17 protein-coding genes and 1 pseudogene are annotated in these 20,636 nt (G+C 36.7%); 17 read left to right on the top strand and 1 reads right to left on the bottom strand.

What is annotated here, in order from left to right:
* The first annotated feature begins 46 nt into the window (after nucleotides 1-46).
* From AC3FI7_RS06820 to AC3FI7_RS06750, 15 genes and pseudogenes are all read left to right on the top strand, one after another.
* Nucleotides 47-1,438: a glucoamylase family protein gene (locus AC3FI7_RS06820; protein WP_491461702.1), complete on the top strand. Its 1,392-nt coding sequence runs from the start codon at nucleotides 47-49 to the stop codon at nucleotides 1,436-1,438.
* 98 nt (nucleotides 1,439-1,536) lie between these two features.
* A complete protein-coding gene (locus AC3FI7_RS06815) occupies nucleotides 1,537-2,244 on the top strand; it encodes a carboxylesterase family protein (RefSeq protein WP_142726327.1) in 708 nt (235 codons plus the stop codon).
* Nucleotides 2,245-2,322: 78 nt separating this feature from the next.
* Complete coding sequence (gene bglX, locus AC3FI7_RS06810; protein ID WP_491461701.1) at nucleotides 2,323-4,650, top strand: beta-glucosidase BglX; 2,328 nt, start codon at nucleotides 2,323-2,325, stop codon at nucleotides 4,648-4,650.
* Nucleotides 4,651-4,738: 88 nt separating this feature from the next.
* Nucleotides 4,739-5,137: a hypothetical protein gene (locus AC3FI7_RS06805; protein ID WP_343658760.1), complete on the top strand. Its 399-nt coding sequence runs from the start codon at nucleotides 4,739-4,741 to the stop codon at nucleotides 5,135-5,137.
* A 120-nt stretch (nucleotides 5,138-5,257) separates the two neighbouring features.
* Nucleotides 5,258-5,668: a hypothetical protein gene (locus AC3FI7_RS06800; protein WP_491461700.1), complete on the top strand. Its 411-nt coding sequence runs from the start codon at nucleotides 5,258-5,260 to the stop codon at nucleotides 5,666-5,668.
* 97 nt (nucleotides 5,669-5,765) lie between these two features.
* Nucleotides 5,766-6,236 (top strand): annotated as a pseudogene (locus AC3FI7_RS06795) (RHS repeat-associated core domain-containing protein); the annotation flags it as partial.
* A 634-nt stretch (nucleotides 6,237-6,870) separates the two neighbouring features.
* On the top strand, nucleotides 6,871-7,362 hold the full coding sequence (locus AC3FI7_RS06790) for a DUF7336 domain-containing protein (protein WP_491461699.1): 492 nt from the start codon (nucleotides 6,871-6,873) through the stop codon (nucleotides 7,360-7,362).
* Nucleotides 7,363-7,600: 238 nt separating this feature from the next.
* Complete coding sequence (locus AC3FI7_RS06785) at nucleotides 7,601-7,744, top strand: bacteriocin-like protein (protein WP_172617142.1); 144 nt, start codon at nucleotides 7,601-7,603, stop codon at nucleotides 7,742-7,744.
* A 918-nt stretch (nucleotides 7,745-8,662) separates the two neighbouring features.
* A complete protein-coding gene (gene purB / locus AC3FI7_RS06780; RefSeq protein WP_062671834.1) occupies nucleotides 8,663-10,090 on the top strand; it encodes an adenylosuccinate lyase in 1,428 nt (475 codons plus the stop codon).
* 47 nt (nucleotides 10,091-10,137) lie between these two features.
* Nucleotides 10,138-11,112, top strand: coding sequence for a WG repeat-containing protein (locus AC3FI7_RS06775; RefSeq protein ID WP_491461698.1), 975 nt, complete (start codon nucleotides 10,138-10,140; stop codon nucleotides 11,110-11,112).
* 183 nt (nucleotides 11,113-11,295) lie between these two features.
* Nucleotides 11,296-14,991 (top strand): phosphoribosylformylglycinamidine synthase, encoded by a 3,696-nt coding sequence (locus AC3FI7_RS06770; protein WP_491461697.1) that lies wholly within the window; start codon nucleotides 11,296-11,298, stop codon nucleotides 14,989-14,991.
* A complete protein-coding gene (locus AC3FI7_RS06765; RefSeq protein WP_491461696.1) occupies nucleotides 14,972-15,385 on the top strand; it encodes a barstar family protein in 414 nt (137 codons plus the stop codon). The genes AC3FI7_RS06770 and AC3FI7_RS06765 overlap by 20 nt, the downstream gene beginning before the upstream one ends.
* A 440-nt stretch (nucleotides 15,386-15,825) precedes the next feature.
* Nucleotides 15,826-16,455 (top strand): SGNH/GDSL hydrolase family protein, encoded by a 630-nt coding sequence (locus tag AC3FI7_RS06760; RefSeq protein WP_142726318.1) that lies wholly within the window; start codon nucleotides 15,826-15,828, stop codon nucleotides 16,453-16,455.
* Nucleotides 16,455-16,787 (top strand): gamma-glutamylcyclotransferase family protein, encoded by a 333-nt coding sequence (locus tag AC3FI7_RS06755; RefSeq protein ID WP_142726317.1) that lies wholly within the window; start codon nucleotides 16,455-16,457, stop codon nucleotides 16,785-16,787. The genes AC3FI7_RS06760 and AC3FI7_RS06755 overlap by 1 nt, the downstream gene beginning before the upstream one ends.
* Before the next feature lie 410 nt (nucleotides 16,788-17,197).
* On the top strand, nucleotides 17,198-17,656 hold the full coding sequence (locus tag AC3FI7_RS06750; RefSeq protein WP_343658752.1) for a GyrI-like domain-containing protein: 459 nt from the start codon (nucleotides 17,198-17,200) through the stop codon (nucleotides 17,654-17,656).
* Between the two features lie 153 nt (nucleotides 17,657-17,809).
* Here AC3FI7_RS06750 and AC3FI7_RS06745 read toward each other — a convergent pair whose 3' ends face one another.
* Nucleotides 17,810-18,166: a diacylglycerol kinase family protein gene (locus AC3FI7_RS06745; RefSeq protein ID WP_142726316.1), complete on the bottom strand. Its 357-nt coding sequence runs from the start codon at nucleotides 18,164-18,166 to the stop codon at nucleotides 17,810-17,812.
* 183 nt (nucleotides 18,167-18,349) lie between these two features.
* Here AC3FI7_RS06745 and dnaN point away from each other — a divergent pair, with 183 nt between their 5' ends.
* Nucleotides 18,350-19,480 (top strand): DNA polymerase III subunit beta, encoded by a 1,131-nt coding sequence (gene dnaN / locus AC3FI7_RS06740; protein WP_034699704.1) that lies wholly within the window; start codon nucleotides 18,350-18,352, stop codon nucleotides 19,478-19,480.
* 187 nt (nucleotides 19,481-19,667) lie between these two features.
* Nucleotides 19,668-20,498, top strand: a complete 831-nt coding sequence (locus tag AC3FI7_RS06735; protein ID WP_343658750.1) for a M23 family metallopeptidase — start codon at nucleotides 19,668-19,670, stop codon at nucleotides 20,496-20,498.
* The last annotated feature ends 138 nt before the right edge of the window (nucleotides 20,499-20,636 follow it).

Here is a 20,636-nt window from a genome sequence, read left to right as displayed (position 1 = left end):
AAGTTCTCCTCTTCTTTTAGTTACAAACCCTATAAAAAGAGATCTCATGAAAAGGAACGTATTATCAATGGCTATTACCTCTTTATTTTTAGTGTATTCCTGTAAAAATGCTCCCGTTGCCAAACCGGAAACCGGAAAAGCGGAAGTGGTAAAAAGCAATATCACAGATGAACAGCTGATGGATAGAGTACAGAAAGATGCTCTGAAATACTTCTGGGATTACGCAGAACCTAATTCAATGTTAGGCAGAGAGCGCTACCATGAAGACAATATCTATCCCGATAATGATAAACACGTCATTACTACAGGAGGCTCAGGATTTGGACTGGCAACTATTCTGGTAGGGGTGGAAAGAGGTTTTGTTCCAAGAAAAGAAGCTGTGAAAAGGCTCACTCATATCATGGATTTTCTGGCTAAAGCTGATCGTCACAAAGGAGCCTGGTCACATTGGATCAACGGGGAAACCGGAAAAACAGTTCCGTTCGGGAAAAAAGATAATGGTGGTGATCTTGTAGAAACAGCATTCCTGACTTCAGGAATACTGATGGTCCGTGAATATTTTAAAAACGGAAATGCAGAAGAAAAGGCCCTTGCAACAAAATGTGATGAGCTGTGGAAAGGAATCCAATGGAACTGGTATACCAAAGGAGGACAGAAAGTTCTTTACTGGCACTGGTCACCGGATTACCAATGGGAAATGAATTTTCCTCTTGAAGGCTATAATGAATGCCTGATCACTTATATTTTAGCAGCATCTTCACCTACCTATTCCATTGATGCTGAAACCTACTATAAAGGCTGGACCAGAAATGGAACCTACCTTACAGACAAAACAAAATACGGGCTACCCCTGTATGTAAAACACAATTATGCTGAAGAATATGGCGGACCGCTGTTCTGGGCACAATATTCATATATCGGGCTGGATCCGACCGGATTATCTGATAAGCTCGTAAAAAACTACTTTGAAGTCAATAAAAATCAAACCCTTATCGACTATAAATACTGTGTTGAAAACCCAAAACAATGGAAAGGATACGGACCTAACTATTGGGGATTGACAGCCGGTTACACAAGAAATGAAGATGGCAGTACAGGATACACTGCTCATATGCCATCGAATGATAACGGCGTGATAACCCCTACAGCTGCTTTGAGCAGTTTCCCATATACCCCAAAAGAATCCATGGCTTTCCTGAGATTCATTTATACTCAAAAACCTGAATTTATAGGATCTGCAGGCCCTTATGATGCTACGTCTATCCATTACAACAACTGGTTCACCCCAAGATATCTGGCGATAGACCAGGGAACCATTGCCCCTATGATTGAAAACTACAGATCAGGATTTCTTTGGAAGCTCTTTATGAATGCCCCAGAAATTCAGCAGGGATTAAAAAAACTAAGCTTCCAGTCAGCCAAATATGGGCTCAAGTAAATTCAATAAAAACGGACCATTATCCTGAGCCTGGTCGAAGGAAGCCCGTTTAAAAATAAAAAGATTCAAATCCATGGCTTTAGCCAAAACCTAATCATATGAAATTAAAACTGAAACATCTCCCGCTTTTACTGCTGCCACTTTCATTACAGATGAATGCGCAGGAGATAAAAGCAGAACTCAATAAAGAAATTAAAAGACAGGAGAAAATGTCCTACATTCTGGATTATCCGCAGAATGTTAAAGGAAATGTACCATTAATGATTTTCCTTCATGGCTCAGGAGAACGTGGAACTAATCTTGATATGGTAAAAGCCCACAGTCCGTTTACCTATAAAAGCCTGATCAAAGAACCTGTGGCCATTTTAGCACCCCAATGCCCCGAAGGAATGTGGTGGGATACCGTTACGGTCTATAATCTGATCAAAGAAATTCAGAAAAAATATAAAATAGATGCTTCCCGTATCTATCTTACAGGACTTTCAATGGGAGGATGGGGAACTTTGAAGTTAGCCATGGAGCATCCGGAAATGTTTGCAGCAGTAGCTTCAGTCTGTGCCCCTACCGATCAGGTTATGACAGCCAATATCAACCGGTTTAAAGATTTGAATATGAAAATCTTTCATGGCGGGATGGATGATATTGTATTACCGGAGAATGCTTTTAAATTTTATCAGAAGCTGCACCCGGTAAATCCATCAGCAGAATTGGTTATCTTTCCGAATGATAATCATAATTCATGGGATTCAACGTATTCAGATCCTGCGCTGTATGAATGGATGCTGTCAAAAAAGAAAGTAAAGTAACCGACACACAATGATTGAAAGATAAACTCATCAAATTAAAGCAAAAAATATAAAACAATAATTTAAGAAGATAGATTTATGAAAAAGTTAATTGTAATTGCCACTTTAGCATTGGCTCCTGTATTTTCCGCACAGGAAATGGTAATGAAGCCCGTTCAGTCTTATCAGACAGCTCAGTATCAGGCTAAAAAGAAAGCTTTTGTAGACAATCTTTTATCTAAAATGACATTGGATGAAAAGATCGGGCAAATGAATTTACCAAGTTCTGGTGACTTTACCACAGGTCTGGCTAAAAGTTCAGATATAGGTAAAAAAGTTGAACAGGGATTAGTAGGTGGACTATTCAATATAAAAGGTGCTGAGAAAATCAAAGCTGTTCAGAAAGTAGCGGTAGAAAACAGCCGTTTGAAAATTCCTTTGATTTTTGGGATGGATGTCATTCACGGTTATGAAACTACTTTCCCTATTCCTTTGGGGTTGGCTGCCTCATGGGATATGAATCTTATTCAGCAGTCTGCAAAAGTTGCAGCCCGAGAAGCTGCTTCTGATGGTATCAACTGGACATTCTCCCCAATGGTGGATATTTCACGTGAGCCAAGATGGGGCAGGGTATCTGAAGGTTCAGGTGAAGATCCGTATCTGGGAAGTGAAATCGCAAAAAACATGGTGTATGGTTATCAGGGGAAAGATCTGGCAAACGGAACCAATATCTTGGCCTGCGTAAAACACTTTGCATTATATGGTGCCGGAGAATCAGGAAGAGATTATAACACAGTTGATATGAGCCATATAAGAATGTTCAACGAATATTTTCCTCCTTACAAAGCAGCTGTTGATGCTGGTGTAGCTTCTGTTATGGCTTCTTTCAATGAAGTGGATGGAGTGCCTGCAACAGGAAACAGATGGCTTCAGACCGAAGTGCTGAGAAATCAATGGAAGTTTAAAGGTTTTGTGGTAACGGATTATACAGGTATCAATGAAATGGTAGACCATGGTATGGGAGATCTTCAGCAGGTTTCTGCGTTAGCATTAAAGGCAGGTGTTGATATGGATATGGTAGGGGAAGGCTTTTTAACAACATTAAAAAAATCTCTTGCAGAAGGAAAAGTGACACAGGCTGAAATTGATATGGCAGCAAGAAGAATTCTTGAAGCAAAATATGACCTTGGTTTGTTTGACAATCCTTATAAACACGGAGATGCAAAATTGGCTGCAAAAGAAGTATACAGTCTGGAAAACAGAAATATTGCCAGAAATGCTGCTGCCCAGTCAATGGTGTTAATGAAAAATGAGAACCAGGTACTCCCTTTGAAAAAATCAGGAACGGTTGCGGTCATCGGACCATTGGTCAATAATTCATTAAACATGGCCGGAACGTGGAGCGTCGCTGCAAAACATGATAAAGCGGTGAATCTGATGCAGGGTCTTCAGGCAAACTATGGAAAAGATGTAAAGTTTCTTTCTGCTAAAGGTGCCAATATTGATTATGATGCTAAATTAGAAGATATTTATGCAGCTCACGGCAAAAAAACAGACAGAGATAACCGTTCTAAAGAAGAATTATTAAAAGAAGCTGTAGAGGTTGCCAACAAAGCCGATGTAATTGTTCTTGCGATCGGAGAATCTGCGGAAATGAGTGGTGAATCTTCTTCAAGAACAGAAATTACCATTCCTCAGTCTCAGGTTGACTTATTAAATGAATTAAAGAAAACAGGAAAGCCAATTGCAATGGTTCTTTTCACAGGCCGTCCGCTGGCTTTAACCAATGTAAAAGATACTCCGGATGCTATTCTGAATGCATGGTTTGCTGGATCTGAAGCCGGAAATGCAATTGCAGATGTTCTGTTTGGAAAAGTAAACCCTTCAGGAAAACTTCCGATGACATTCCCAAGAAGTCTTGGGCAGGTGCCAATTTATTATAATGCTAAAAATACAGGCCGCCCATTAAGTCAGGAACTTACTGATAAATGTGAATACCAGAGATTCCGTTCCAATTATATGGATGAGTGCAATACCCCTTTATATGCTTTCGGATATGGATTGAGCTATACGAAATTCAATTATTCTGACATAGCAGTTTCCAGTACGAATCCAAAAGGAAATCAGACGGTTCAGGCCTCTGTTACAGTAACCAATACCGGAAATTATGACGGGGCTGAAGTCGTTCAGCTGTATATCAGAGATATGGTGGGAAGCGTTACAAGGCCGGTAAAAGAATTAAAAGGCTTCCAGAAAGTATTTTTGAAGAAGGGAGAATCTAAAAAAGTAACTTTCGATATCACTCCTGAAAACCTGAAGTTCTACAATGGAGAATTGAAATATGACTGGGAACCAGGTGAATTTGATATTATGATCGGAACAAGTTCTGATAACGTTCAGCATTCTAAAATTAACTGGACAAAATAGGATAAGTTACTCACAGAAATGTGTATTATGTGTTTTTTGGCATGATTTTTAATAATACCTCGGTAATTACTATTATATGCAAATTGACATGAAAAAAACAATTTTATTGAGTACAGTGTTCATTGGTTCTTTAGCATTCGCGCAAAAAGCTCACACAGTAGGTGGTGACAAGGATGCACATGGTTGTATTGGTTCAGCAGGGTATACTTACTCTCAGATTAAAAAAGACTGTGTAAGAACTTTCGAACAAAAAATTAAGTTAACAGAAGTAGCTCCAAAAGGAAGCTATACTTCAATAGCTGCAGTTATTTTCAGTAAAGACATGAAAAAAGCTGAAGTTTTCGTTAAAGATGCTGATACAGAAAGTATTATCCTTACCAGAGCGGGAGGTAAAGCGAAAGCGTGGAAAAAGGATGGCTATGTATTAGTTCCTTACAAAAAAAACGGATACCAGCTTAAAAAAGATAATATTGTGATCTATCAGTAAGATTGTTTAAAAAAAGAAAAAGCCACTTGTAAAAGTGGTTTTTTTTGTACCTTAGAGAGAAATTAATTAATATCCCATTTTTGGGATATTTTAGCCAATCAGAAAACAAAAAATTTACCTATGAAAAAAATAATTTTACTCAGTGCCATGTCTCTTGGCTCCCTAGCTTTTGCACAGAAAAGTGCTCCAGTATTAGGGGGTGACAGAGATGTTCATGGTTGTATTAGTTCTGCAGGATATACCTACTCGCAGCTTAAAAATAATTGTATAAAAACCTTCAATCAGAAGATTAAACTTAAGGAAGTCAGTACAGATAAAAGTTATACTTCAATGACGGCAATTATTTTTAATAAAAGTATGACAAAAGCAGAGGTTTTTATCCCGGATGGAGCAGCAAAAAGTATTATTCTGGATAAAGCAGGAAAAGAGAAAATCTGGAAAAGCGGTTCCCACATTAAAGACAGCTATGTTCTCACTCCTCATAAAAAAAGCTACCAGATCAAAAAGAATGATGTAGTTATTTATCAATAAGATCAAACTTAACAAAATAGGAAGCCACTCGGAAGAGTGGTTTTTATATGTATAAACTGGTTAATAATTATAATCTCCATCCAATATAATTATCTAAATTTACCAGGCAGACGGAGTGAAAGTAAGAAAGGTTTTCGGAACAGAAACAACCGATTATCTGGACGGTTTCCAGTATACTGATTCTGTATTAAAGTTTTTCCCTACAGCAGAAGGATATTTTAATGTAGAGACCGGAAAGTATGTGTATAATTATACGGACCACCTTGGAAATGTTAGGCTAAGTTATGCTAAGAACGGGGCAGGAACAGAGATCATTGAAGAGAGTAACTATTACCCGTTCGGATTGAAACATGAGGGATATAATGTATTGACAGGAAATCCAAGTTATAAGTACAAGTATAATAGTAAGGAACTCCAAGAGACTGGAATGTATGATTATGGAGCGAGATTTTATATGCCAGATACAGGGCGGTTTGGAACAGTAGATCCTAGAAGTCAATATACTCATGAAGCTTATAGCTATGTTTGGAATAATCCGGTACAATTTAATGATCCTACAGGAATGGAAGGAGAGGAAGGGAAATGTCCTCCGAACTGCCCAAGTGGAGTGTCTGCAATAAACATACTTCCAGGTGGTCAGAAAGAAACGTCAATACAGGAAATTACCCTTACAGGTAAGGCTGTAGATAAGAGCTCTGGTCCAGCAAGTTTAGCAATGACAGCATTCATTGTTTCTCAGGCAGATTCTCCCGTGCCGGGTCCTGGAGATGTTATTGGTGGGTTGATGTTGATAGGAGCAGGAATTTGGTGGACATATGATTACTTTGCCACACCAAGTACAGGCTATACAACTATTGCAGATCCTGGTGCAGGAATGAGGAATCTGAAAGCGGAAGATTCTGCTGAATCCGATAAAGATGTTAACGGACAGGATGTTCCAAAAGAAAAAAAAGTTCCTGTTAGTGGTAAAACTGGAAAAGAAGCAGCCAAGGATGTCCCATCGTGGGTAAAAGAACAAGGAGAAGCTCCTTATGTGGATGAAGATGGTAAAACTTTTGCAGAGAGGGTATTGGATCAACAATATGAAAAAGGAGTTTGGAATAAAGGAAAAGCGAGTAAAGGTCCAGGTTCCGACTTTAACAAAATAAAAAAATGGGGAGATAGAGGCTTTGAAAAACCCAAACCTAAAAAATAAATTTTTGATGAAATATTTCTTATATAGTTTAGAACATGTCTATACAGATGAATCACATACAGATTGTAAACTTTTAGGTTTTTTTGATAATTTAAAAGAATTAGAAAAAACTATAGATGTTGTATCCAAGTTTTCTGGATTTAAAGATTATCCAGATTGTTTTATAATTAATAAAAAAGAATTAGATAAAATACATTGGGAGACAGGATTTAATACAGAAGTAGGTGAGATAGGGAGAGATTATTTACCTGAGATAGATATAATAAGTGAAGAAGCTTGTTTAATACAAAATTTAAAACTTGTTTACAATATTAGCCATGTGTATACTATTAACCCTTTTTTGGATGATGAAAGAATAATAGGTGTTTTTTCAGATTTGAGAAAAGTTGAAAAAGTTATTGAGCAATTAAAAAAGCAATCTGGATTTAAAGAATATCCAGACGATTTTATTGTCGACATGGTAGAATTAAATGATCTTTTATGGACTTCAGGATTTTAAAAATCTATAACAAACCTCCACAAATAAAACGAAACCTCTGCAACAGCGGAGGTTTTTTATTTCTCGTGTTAAGAAAAGATATTGATAATCATCAAAAGTTAATAAACAATTATCTTCGTAAATTATATTAAATGAACAGGTTATGTTTTTATATCCGAAAAATATGTATATTGTATTACCAAATTAAAGCGTAATCCGAAAAGCATATAGAGTAGGAGAAAAATCAAAAAACGTTACTATGAAAAACCTAAGAAAACTTTCAAAAAGAGAATTAAAAACTGTTCAGGGAGGTATCCCGATGTGTCTGGCAGGGTACTTCTGGTGCTCATTTGAAAAGAAGTGTATCCCAGTAGGATCACCTTGCGGACTTATTATCGATTAACTAATTAAAAAATAGTAAAACAGGCTATCTCAGAAATGGGACAGCTTTTTTATGTGCTTTCCCATCAATCGACTTAGGAATCAGGAGCGTTAAGAAAATTTGAATGTAATCCGTTAAAAAATTTCCACTGTCTGAGCATGGGACTTGTTCAGAACCGAAGCAGAACCGAATGATCCATGCGAGTTTGGAAATTTTAGGAGTACATTCCAATTTTTAGCGGATGATTCCCGTCTTGAACTTTTGCATACTTTTGCTTCAAGGCAAAAGTATAATTAGAAAAAAATGTTATTTTGCAGTCTTAATTAAAGAACTTTCGTGCGATCCAGAACAAATTATATTCTTGCTGCTGGTATCATTTTTTTGAATGTTATTATATTACTGGTGAATATATACATAATAAGAAATGGTTATCATCCCTTTGAAGGAGGCTTAAATTTTTCTACCCTATTAATGATGTCAAATGTTTTTATCTTTCCTGCAGCCGCAACATTTTTCAAAAACTTAAGAAGTAAATTTATAATGTTAGCACTGAACATATTAGGAATAGTTGTCGCTGTTTTAGGAACTTTTCTGGTTTTTCTGATGATGACAATTCAATGCTAAAGGTAGGTTATTGCGTTAATATCTGACTTAGGAATCAGTAGCGTTAAGAAAATTTGAATGTAATCCGTTAAAAAATTTCCACTGTCTGAGCATGAGATGTATTTAGAACCGAAGCAGAATCGAACGATCCATGCGAGTTTGGAAATTTTAGGAGTACATTCCAATTTTTAGCGGATGATTCCCGTCTTAAACTTTTGCATACTTTTGCGTCAAGGCAAAAATATAAGTAAAATCATGAATGAAAATCATCAAAGCTGGATTTTCATCTCTCACTGAAAAACCGTATTTTTGTACATCTAAAAAGTAAAAGAACGAATGAATTCCTACAAAAATCCATTGGAAGAGCGCTACTCCAGTGAAGAAATGTTATTTAACTTCTCACACAATAACAAATTCCAGAATTGGAGAAAGCTTTGGATAGCTCTTGCTGAAATCGAAAAAGACCTTGGACTTGAAATTACAGACGAGCAGATCGCTGAGTTAAAAGCTAATGCTGAGAACATCGATTATGAGAAAGCAGCAGAGTATGAGAAAAAATTCCGTCATGATGTAATGGCTCACGTTCACGCTTATGGCGATGTGGCACCTTCAGCAAAAGGAATTATCCACCTGGGAGCTACTTCAGCTTTTGTAGGAGACAATACAGATTTAATTCAGATCCGTGACGGACTTTTAATCTTAAAGAAAAAGTTGGTTAACGTCATGAAGAACTTAGCAGACTTTGCTATTCAGTATAAAGACCTTCCGACTTTAGGATTCACACACTTCCAGCCGGCTCAGCTGACTACAGTTGGAAAAAGAGCTACCCTTTGGTTACAGAGTTTGGTTCTTGATATCGAAGAACTGGATTTCTTCCTTGAAACCCTACGTTTCAGAGGCGTAAAAGGAACTACAGGAACGGCTGCAAGTTTCCTTGAGCTTTTCAACGGTGATTATTCAAAAGTAAAACACTTAGATAAAGAACTTTCAAAAAGATTCGGTTTCGATAAAGTTTTCGGGGTTTCCGGACAGACTTACGATAGAAAAATTGATGCGAAAGTAGTTGCTTTATTAGGAAATATTGCACAATCTGCGCATAAATTTACAAACGATTTACGTTTACTTCAGAACCTTAAGGAAATTGAAGAACCATTCGAGAAAAACCAGATCGGTTCATCGGCGATGGCATACAAACGTAATCCAATGAGAAGCGAAAGAATCGGAGCATTGGCAAAATACGTAATGTCTCTGACAACAAGTTCTGCTATGGTAGCTTCCACACAATGGTTTGAAAGAACATTGGATGACTCTGCCAACAAGAGATTAACCATTCCTCAGGCCTTCTTAGCTGTTGATGCTATTCTCTTAATCTGGAACAATATTCTGAACGGAATTGTTGTTTATCCAAACAGAATCAACAAGCACATTATGGAAGAGCTTCCTTTCATGGCAACAGAATACATCATCATGGAAGAGGTAAAAGCTGGTGGTGACCGTCAGGAAATCCACGAGGTGATCAGAGTTCACTCTATGGAAGCTTCCAAAAAAGTGAAAGAGGAAGGAAAAGAAAACGACCTTATTGAGAGAATCTTAAATGATAACTCTTTAAAACTAGACAAATCAAAACTGAAAGAAGTTTTAGACCCTAAGAACTTTATTGGTTTCGCGCCGATTCAGACGGAGGAATTCGTCAAGAATGAAGTACAGCCGATTATAGACCAAAACAAAGATTTAATAGGATTGGAAGCTGATCTTAAAGTATAAAACAATATGCAGTCTTTTCGGCTGCATATTTTATTTCCCACTCCGTTATGAAGAAACTACTGGTAACTGTTCTATTGATTCCAATCATTTCTTTTTCTCAAAGTAAAGAAGAGGGTTTACATTATTTTAAATCCAAAGATTCTTTAGTGGGAGTAAAAGATAAAGCTGGAAAAATAATTGTTCCTGCACAGTTCGAAGTCTTTTCATTCCTTAAAGATGGAGATCCTGTAGAAGGAGAAACCATTCTTTTTGATGGAAGTAAAGAAGGCGAAAAATCAGAGAAAAATGCATGGGGATATGTGTATGATAGAAATGGGAAATTCCTGTATCAGCCTTTCCTTTTTGACAATGGAGCAGATTATTTCTCTGAAGGACTGAGAAGATTGGTTAAAAATGGTAAAGTAGGATTTGCAGACCGAAACGGAAAGACGGTTATTGAAGCTGAGCATGATTTTGCATTCCCATTCAATTATGGTTATGCCTCATTTTGTGATGGCTGCGACTGGGAAAAAACAAATGACGAGCACAGATCCATTGTAGGAGGTAAATGGGGAGTGATGAATATTAAAGGACAAACTGTTCAGCCATTAGTAAAACCCACAGAACAGGATGTTGAAATAGACGGGAAATACTACCCGAATCCGTTTCAATACAATGAAAAAGAAAAAAATATCCTTCAGTTCTTTGAAAAACAGAAGAAAAAGTTTTCAGATCTTTATTATGTAAATTTTTACGACAAGTTATCTGAAAAGGAAAAGAATCTGTTTTTTGAAATCGTCGAGAGACCAAAAGAAAATTTTCCGTATTATCAGGTGAATACTTATAATGACAGGAAGAAAGATTTGGATATGCTTTACCGCTTCAAGTTCCTGGTTTCAGAAGATGGAAAAACATTTTATGCCATTGAGGATTTTAATGAAAAGAAAGTTCCTTTCGAACACTGGCTTAAGGAAGAAATAAAAAATGCAGAAGACTTTCAGAAAGAACATCAGGATAACCCCAATAAGTTTATCAACAAATAAAATTGGAAATTCCAAGGTTCAAAGTTGAAGAAAATACGACTTATTCCTTTAAATTTGTACAGTATAATGGTTGGAGAGAAAATCTCCTTCAAAAATTTTCAATATCATGGGTTTAAAGAAAAAACTTTAACTCAGAAAAAGTAAAAAGAAAAAATAAATCTAATATTAAAAATCTGACATCTAATGTCTAATAACAAAAGAATTTTCGTAGAAAAAAGAGGAATTTTCGATGTTGAAAGTCCAAAAATTTTTGATGAAGTAAAAGCGGTTGTCCCGGGTGTTCAAAGCGTGAAAGTATACAATGTATATGATATTTTCAATCTGAATGACGGAGAATTTGAAAAAGTAGTAAACAACACTTTCGTAGACCCTGTTACTGATATTTTACACACAGAAAACCCTGCAAAAACTATTCATTTCGGAATGGAATTTTTACCGGGACAGTATGATCAGAGAGCAGATTCTGCACAGCAGTGTATCGCCTTACTGACTGAAAATGAAAAATCAAAAGTAAGAAGTGGAAAACTGATCGAATTTGAAGGAGTTTCTGAAGAAGATTTGGTTAAAATCAAAGACCTTCTGATCAACAAAGTAGAATCTCAGGAAAAAGACCTGTCAATCCTGGACATTCCAGCTGATGAAACACCGTCAAAAGTAATCATCCACGAAAACTTCATCAATTTCAATGATGCGGAACTAGAGGATTTTTATAACAACCATGGTTTTGCTTTAGGATTGGACGACCTGAAATTCATCCAGGAATACTTCAAAACTGAAGAGAGAAATCCTACGGAAACAGAATTAAAAGTATTAGACACCTATTGGAGCGATCACTGTCGTCACACGACTTTTGAAACACAGTTGTCAGACATTCAGTTTGAAGGTCAGTTCAAACATACATTGGAAACTATTTTCAATGATTATATCGAAAAAAGAAAATTCTTAGGCCGCGAATTGAAGCCAATTTCCTTAATGGACCTGGCAACAGTATGCGGTAAATATTTCCATAAAACAGGGAATCTTGAAAACCTTGTTATTTCTGATGAGATCAATGCATGCACCATTCAGATCGAAGCAGAATACGATGGTAAAAAAGAACCCTGGTATTTATTATTCAAAAACGAAACCCATAACCACCCAACAGAAATTGAACCTTTCGGAGGTGCTTCTACTTGTTTGGGAGGTGCTATCAGGGACCCATTATCCGGAAGATCATTTGTATTCCAGGCTATGAGATTAACGGGTGCTGCAGATGTTTTAGAATCCGTTGACAAAACATTACCAGGAAAATTACCTCAGAAAACCATTACGAAGCAGGCTGCCAACGGATATTCATCTTACGGTAACCAGATTGGTCTTGCTACAACGATGGTTTCTGAAATCTATGACGAAGGCTATAAAGCCAAGAGAATGGAAGTTGGTTTTGTTACCGGGGCTGTTCCTGTAGATTGGGTAAGACGTGAGAAACCTGCCAGTGGTGATTCAATCATTATTTTAGGAGGTGCAACAGGCCGTGACGGAGTAGGAGGTGCAAGCGGAAGCTCAAAAGAACAGGACGAAACTTCTATCCACACGATGAGCTCAGAAGTTCAGAAAGGAAATGCTGTAGAAGAGCGTAAAATTCAGAGATTATTCAGAAATCCTGAAGTAACAAAGCTGATTAAAAAATCAAACGACTTCGGAGCAGGAGGAGTTTCTGTAGCGATTGGTGAAATTGCAGACTCTTTAGAAGTAAACCTTGATGTATTACCATTAAAATATGAAGGATTAAACGGAACCGAACTGGCTATCTCTGAATCTCAGGAAAGAATGGCGGTAGTGGTAGATCCTCAGGATAAAGAAAAATTCATCAGATTCTGCGAAGCTGAAAACATTGTTGCGGTAGAAGTAGCAAAAGTGACAGATTCCGGAAGAATGCAGATGTTCTGGAAAGGAGACAAAATTGTAGACCTTTCAAGAGCGTTCTTAGATACCAACGGATGTTCAAAATCTCAGGAAGTGAAAATCACTCACCTGGAAGAGGTAAAAGAAGAAACAAAAGCTTTCACAGCCGAAAACTTCCTGAACATCTTAAAAGATAAAAACGTAGCTTCCCAAAAAGGACTGCTTGAAATGTTCGACTCTTCTATTGGAGCAACGACTGTTGCAATGCCTTTAGGAGGGAAATATCAGCAGACGCTGATGGAAGGAAGTGTACAGACATTACCAATTTTAGGAGCAAAAGATATTAAAACCGTTTCTTTGGCAAGCTGGGGATTCGATGCGGAAATATCAAAACAAAACTCATTGCTGGGAGCATCTTATGCCGTAGTGGAGAGTGTGGCGAAGATTGTGGCGATGGGAGGAGATTACAAAAATATCAGACTGAGCTTCCAGGAATACTTTGAAAAATTAGGTCAAAACCCAGAAAAATGGGGTAAACCTTTAGCTTCACTTTTGGGAGCTTACGATGCACAGATCAATTTAGGTCTTGCAGCGATCGGAGGAAAAGACTCCATGAGTGGAACATATCAGGATCTGAATGTTCCGCCAACCTTGATTTCTTTTGCATGTGCCAACGGAGACAAAGAAAATATCATTTCTCCTGAATTGAAAAAAATAGGAAACAAACTGTATTTCTTTAACCATATTGCTCAGGAAAACGGACTTCCAAACTATAATGCTCTAAAAGAAGTTTTTGAATTGATCTTCGAAAACATCAAGGCAGGAAAAATTGTCTCTGTAAAAACAGTAAAAGAGGGAGGTCTTGCCGTAGCTTTAGCAAAAATGAGCTTCGGAAACAGATTAGGAGCTGAAATTAACGCTGACGAAGCTGTTTTATTAGCTAAAAATATCGGTAGCTTAATTATTGAAGCGAAAGAAGAATTAAGTTCTGTAAAACTTCAGTTGATTGGAAAGGTAGTTGAGGATGAAACTTTGATCATCAACAATTTCAAATTTCAAATTTCAAATCTCGAATCCAGTTTTACTGGTACATTCGAAAACCTTTTCCCAACAGTTGAAAAAGAAAAGATCACGGTGGAAATTGATGAAAAACACAATTCTGTCAACCCAAGAAATATTATCATCAAAAAACACGGAATTGCTCAGCCAAAAGTATTCGCTCCGGTATTCCCGGGAACAAACTGTGAATATGACACACTGAATGCATTCCAGAAAGAAGGTGCTGTAGTAAGCAGTTTACCTCTGATCAATATTAATCACCAGTTATTGGATGAAAGCATTGATGCATGGGTGGAAGAGATCAGAACTTCCCAGATTCTGGCATTCTCCGGAGGCTTCTCTGCAGGTGACGAACCGGATGGTTCTGCAAAATTCATTGTAAACGTTCTGAAAAACGAAAAAATGAAAAATGCAGTTCACGAATTATTAGACAGAGATGGAATGATCATTGGGATCTGTAACGGATTCCAGGCACTTGTGAAGTCAGGATTGTTACCTTACGGAAGAATCAAGGATCTTGATGAAAACTCGCCGACGTTAGCGCACAATGCGATCAGAAGACATATTTCTCAGATGGTTACTGTAAAAGTAGTGAATGACGAAAGTCCTTGGTTAAAAGGAATGAAAGGTCAGACCTTCACTATTCCCATTTCCCATGGAGAAGGTCGTTTCATGGCTTCAGAAGAAGAAATCAAAAAACTGTATGAAAACGGACAGATCGCAACCCAATACATAGATCTTGACGGAAACATCGCTCACGGAATGCCATTCAACCCAAATAACTCATTATTCGGAATTGAAGGAATTACCAGCCCATGTGGAAAGATCTATGGAAGAATGGGGCACCCGGAAAGATTTGCTGAAGGTCTCATGAAAAATATACCAACCGCGAATTATCACAACATATTCAAAAACGGTGTTGAATACTTCAAATAACAATACAAGAAAAATGATCGTCATCCATGGCGGTCATTTTTCGTCTTTAGATGGTTTCTACGAAGAAGCTTCCCATGTTCTGATGAAAGATGTTGATTGGAAAGTGGGAACATTAGATGGCTTTGATGACATTCTCTACGGCGGTTTTGGAGTATTCGAAAATAAAGAGGAAATTGAAATCATCTGGAAGGAATCACAGAAGTCAAAAGAAGACTTAGGCTTTGCTGCTACCCGTGAATTCTACGAAAATAAAATCAGACATGGAAAACCTTTCAACATAGAATTAATTCAGCAGAAATTGAATGAATTAGAGGAAGGAAAAGGACAGATCCTTTTTGAAATTTTAGTGGAAATTATAGAATCACATACGAATATTACACTGACATTAGAATGATGAGTAATGAGTAATGGGTGGAATTTTTTCCAGCTAGCTTCATCAAATCAACTTGTTGATTCTCTCTTTGCTTCCTTGAATCAAGAGAATAGCGATAATATCTTTGCGTCAAAAAGCAGAATACATTTTAAACCATTAAGAATAATAAAGATTGTAAGAAAAGTTAAGGTTCATCGCTGATGAATAAGGCATTCTTCATAATAGCTTTAGCTGTTGCCTTAATAATTCTTTATCCCTTCAAAAATCTTAATGGTTCAAATAAGTTTATTCAACCAGAGTACAAATTGGTCTATAGCTAAGTGAAACGCCCCTGCGAACGAAAACATGGAATTAATATAAAAAACTTTGCGTCTTTTGCGTTAAAAACTATGTCAGTTGAAAGATATTAATAATTTTTCTCACTATTTTTACTTTAACAAAAAAGGAAACAATAAAGTTGAATGAAGAAAATTATTTACGGGCTGTTCTTCGGTGACAGTATTACTTATGGGGAATATGACGGAGTTTTTGGCGGATGGGTAGATATTCTGAAAAGATATGCCCTTCAGAAATTTCATGAAGGAAATGGAGATGAACTGATTCTTTTCAATCTGGGAATCGGTGGAGAAACGACAGAAGGATTACTCAAAAGAATCCCCCACGAACTTAATGCAAGAAATTCTCCAGACGGAAACATCATTTTTTTAAGTTACGGAGCCAATGATCTCGCCCTAAAAGACGGAGTGCAGATGGTAGCTCCTGAAAAATTTAAAAACAATATTTCGGCGGCTATCAATCATGCCAGACAATTTTCCAATGAAATTTATCTTGTAAGCATTCTTCCTTTCTCTCAGAAGGTAGATGGAGTAGTGGTAAGTTCAGGGAAGTTGAGAAACAATGAGGAAGTTGTTGCCTATAATCAGATCCTTAAAGATCTTGCCGAAGAGCATTCGCTGGTCTATATAGATTTTTATTCTGCTTTTCTGGAAGATAAGGAGATTTTATTATCTGCAGACGGGGTACATCCCAACGAAAAAGGCTATGGAATGATGGCCGAAATTGCCATCCCAATCATTGAAAAATATTTATAATGCCTTATTTATTCTCTTATGGAACCCTGCAGAAAGAACAGGTACAGCTTGAAACCTTCGGAAGACTTTTAGAAGGACAAAAAGATATTTTATCAGGATATAAGCTCAATATGCTTGAAATTACAGATCCTGAAGTATTGCGGAAAAGCGGACAGAAATATCATCCGGTACTGCAGTTTTCAGGGAATGAGGATGATCAGATAGAAGGAATGCTGTTTGACGTGAGTGAAGCAGAAATCCTTCAGGCAGATGAATATGAAGTAGACGATTATAAAAGAATTGAAACCATTTTTAAATCCGGAAAGAAAGGATTTATTTATGTCGGAAAATAGTTCCTCATCTTTAAAACATACCCACACTGTCTTGCGGGCAGGGCGAAGCAATCTCAATAAGAATTGGAAATACTGAACTCAAGTAATTTTATCTTTGGTAAGTATCAACAGCTTCTTTGTCATTCCAAACAAAGCAAGGAATCTATAGACTCTCACATATTAATTTACATTCCTAGCGGACTGGACAAAGGTTATGGATAGATTGTTTTTTATGCAAAAATTCCCATTTTAAACACTAATAACACTAATATTATCCAAATATCACGAGTAAATATTCAATAAGAGTGGGCTTTAGCCCACTCATTCTATAAAACCCAAATCCACCGGCTTTAGCCAAAACTTAAAAAAACTCCTGACATACCCTTGTCACACCCCCTCTGTATCTTTGTCATACAATAAAAAATCAAAAAATGAATAAAGTAAAAGTCGATCCTTTTAAGGTGATCGGGATCTCGGTGAGAACAACAAATGAAAGTGGACAGGCAGGAAAAGACATCCCTTTATTATGGGAAAAAATGATCAGTGAAGATATGCCCAATTCAATCCCGAACAGGATAGACAATACCATCTATTCTATCTACACAGATTACGAAAAAGACCATACAAAGCCATACACTACAGTTCTTGGATGTAAAGTAGAAAGCCTTGATTATATACCGGAAGGAATGGTAGGGTATTCCTTTGATGGCGGAGATTATGTGAAATTTACCACAAAAGGAGACCTTTCAAAAGATCTGGTGATCAATGAGTGGCTGAAAATCTGGGAAATGGATATGGGAAGACTCTTTACCGCCGATTTTGAAGTCTATGGAGAAAAAGCACAAAACCCTTCAGATGCCGAAGTGGAGATTTTCATCGCTGTTAAATAAGAAAAAAGCAAAAACTTCTTGCTTTCACAACCTTTGATCTGAAGACGTGAAATTCCCCTCCCTCGGAGGGGTGGCGAAAATTAAAAGAATTTTTGACGGGGTGGTTAAGCATGTAACTTCAGTATTTGTCGGCAATATTTCTTTCAGATTTCTTTACCCAACAATATATTTCCAATACACCAAAATCCCGATAATCACTGCTGCAATGGCTGTCAGCACTACAGCTCCTGCGGCGATATCTTTAATAAACCCGATTCTTTCATCAAAATCAGGCTGAATGATATCACAGATCTTTTCAATAGCAGTGTTGAAAATCTCAGCACTTAAAACCGCAAAAGAAGCAATAATAACCAATACAGCGTCTGTAGTGTTTAATTTGAAATAAAAAATGAAAAACAGGTTTATGAAAAATGCCAGCAGTTCAATCCGGAAATTTCTCTCTGCTTTAATCATCATAAAAACACCCCGGAAAGCATTGAGAAAACTTTTATGGAGCGGAGGCTTTTGCATGATTTTGAACTTTTTTCACAAATATAGGTTTTGTATTTGATAAAAAAATGAATCTCCACATAAATCTAAGTATAATATCAAGGCTCAAAACAAATTAAGGATCTTTGTTAAAAACTCCTCCATATTATTCTTTTCTTTATTGTATCTATTTATTATATTTGTAGAAACTTATTTTATAAATCTATGAAATTTATTATTTCAAGTGGTGAACTGCAGAAGGCTTTGCAAACTGTAAGTGGCGTAATATCAAGCTCTCAATCGAGACCGATTTTAGAAAACTATCTTTTTGAATTAGACGGAAATAATGTTACCATTACAGCATCTGACGGCGAGACAACTCTTGTTACTTCTCTTGAAGTAAAGTCTGATGATACAGGTAAATTTGCTGTTCCTGCTAAAATTTTTCAGGATTTTATCAAGACCTATGGTGAACAGCCTCTGACATTTGTCGTAAAAGACAATGCCGAAGGAACCGGAAGCCAGCTTGAGATTTTAGATGAAAAAGATAATTTCGCAGTAGCATTAGACAATGCTGATGACTATCCTGAGTTACCGGAATTCGACGCTTCACAGAGTGTAACGATGCCGGCAGGAGTGCTGTCTGAAGCATTAACAAACACACTATTTGCTACAAGTAACGACTCTCTTCGTCCGGTAATGACAGGAGTTCTTTTCCAGTTTGGAGAGAACGAAACCAATTTCGTTTCTACAGACTCCCACAGATTGGTGGTTTACAAAAGAGCAGATCTTATGAATGCCGAGCCAATGGAGTTTATCATGCCTAAAAAGCCTCTTAACATTTTCAAAAATATCCTGGCAAGCTCCAATGAAGACGTTACCATCGACTTCAATGAGAATATGGCTAAATTTACTTTTGGTAAACATATCTGGATCTGTAGACTGATTGACGGAAAATACCCGAACTATACAGCAGTAATTCCAAAAGAAAATCCAAATGTATTGACCATCAACAGAAACCTGTTATTGGGAGCAATCAAAAGAGCGTCTATCATGTCTAACAAATCTACCAACCAGGTAAGATTCAAGCTTTCCGGAAATATTCTTCACCTTCATGCAGAAGATACTGAATATGCCAACAAAGCAGATATGCAGATCCCTTGTGACTATAACGGAGAAGATATCAATATCGGATTCAGTTCCAAATTCTTAACTGAAATGCTGACTATCTTAGGATCTGATGATATCACGATGAAAATGTCCCAACCTAACAGACCTGGTATCATTGAACCTCTTGACGGTCTTGAAGAAAATGAAAATATCTTAATGTTATCAATGCCGGTAATCGGATTGTAATATTAGCATAACAAATAATAGAGAGCCGGAATTTTCCGGCTTTTTTTATAATCTAGCTATCCGCTCATCAAATAAGAAGCTTTAATAAAATTTCAAAGTATAAGACTATGTTGAATTTTCAATTTCAAGGTAAAATTATACTAAGAAGAAACATTATTTAAAGCGTGAAAAACACTACTTAATAAACATGAAAAAAATAATAACTTTAGGATTACTTGCTTGTTCGCTATGGGGCTATTCTCAGAAAAATGCAAAAATCTATTACGAACAGAAAAATGATACGATTGCATATTATGCTGATAATACGGAAATTTATCCGATTTCAATCACTTTTTCCGAACAACCGGAATTAGAAAATCTGAAAAGCCCGGAATCATTTAAAATGATCAGAGTGCTTCCACCTAAATCAATGAAGAAAAGGATTGCTTATTTTGTTATCAATGATAAAAAGAAAGGCTGGAAAGTTAAAAAAATGCCATACTATACATTGGCGGGTGATGCAACGATAAAAGAATTTGATACTTCTTACCAGTATGACCTTCCCTTTAAAAGGGGGAAATCTTTTAATGTGTATCAGGGATACAACGGGGTATTTTCTCATCAGAATGAAAATTCTTTAGATTTTGTAATGCCTGAGGGCACAGAAATCACCGCGGCAAGAGAAGGTAAAGTGATTGATATAATTCAGAACAATAATACTGGCTGCCCTACAATAAGTTGTGCTAACTTGGCCAATTATATTTCTATTTTACATTCGGATGGTACAATTGCTCAATATTTTCACTTAAAAGAAAGCGGGGCTAAAGTAAGAGTAGGTGATGAGGTTAAAAAAGGTGAGTTAATTGGTTTGAGTGGAAATACAGGATGGACAAACGGACCTCATTTACATTTTCAGTGTTTTCTTCCTGATCCTTCAAAACCTAAACAGAAGAATACCATCAAAACCCTTTTCAGAACAGGTAATGGAACTAAAAGTGAATATTTAGTGGAGAAAAAAACATATTCAAAAGAATATTAATTATTGCATTGTTGAATTTTTAAGCTGTGAGGAATCCGCTTTAATCCGAAGAAGGCAATAAGACGACCTGATCAGAGATTCTTACCTGAAGCAGTGAGATTAACGAAAATTTATTATCTTAAAATCGCTTCTAAATTT

The sequence above is a fragment of the Chryseobacterium sp. TQ-BC-N36 genome (genome assembly GCF_058382295.1).
This window is presented reverse-complemented; position numbering and strand designations above follow the sequence as displayed.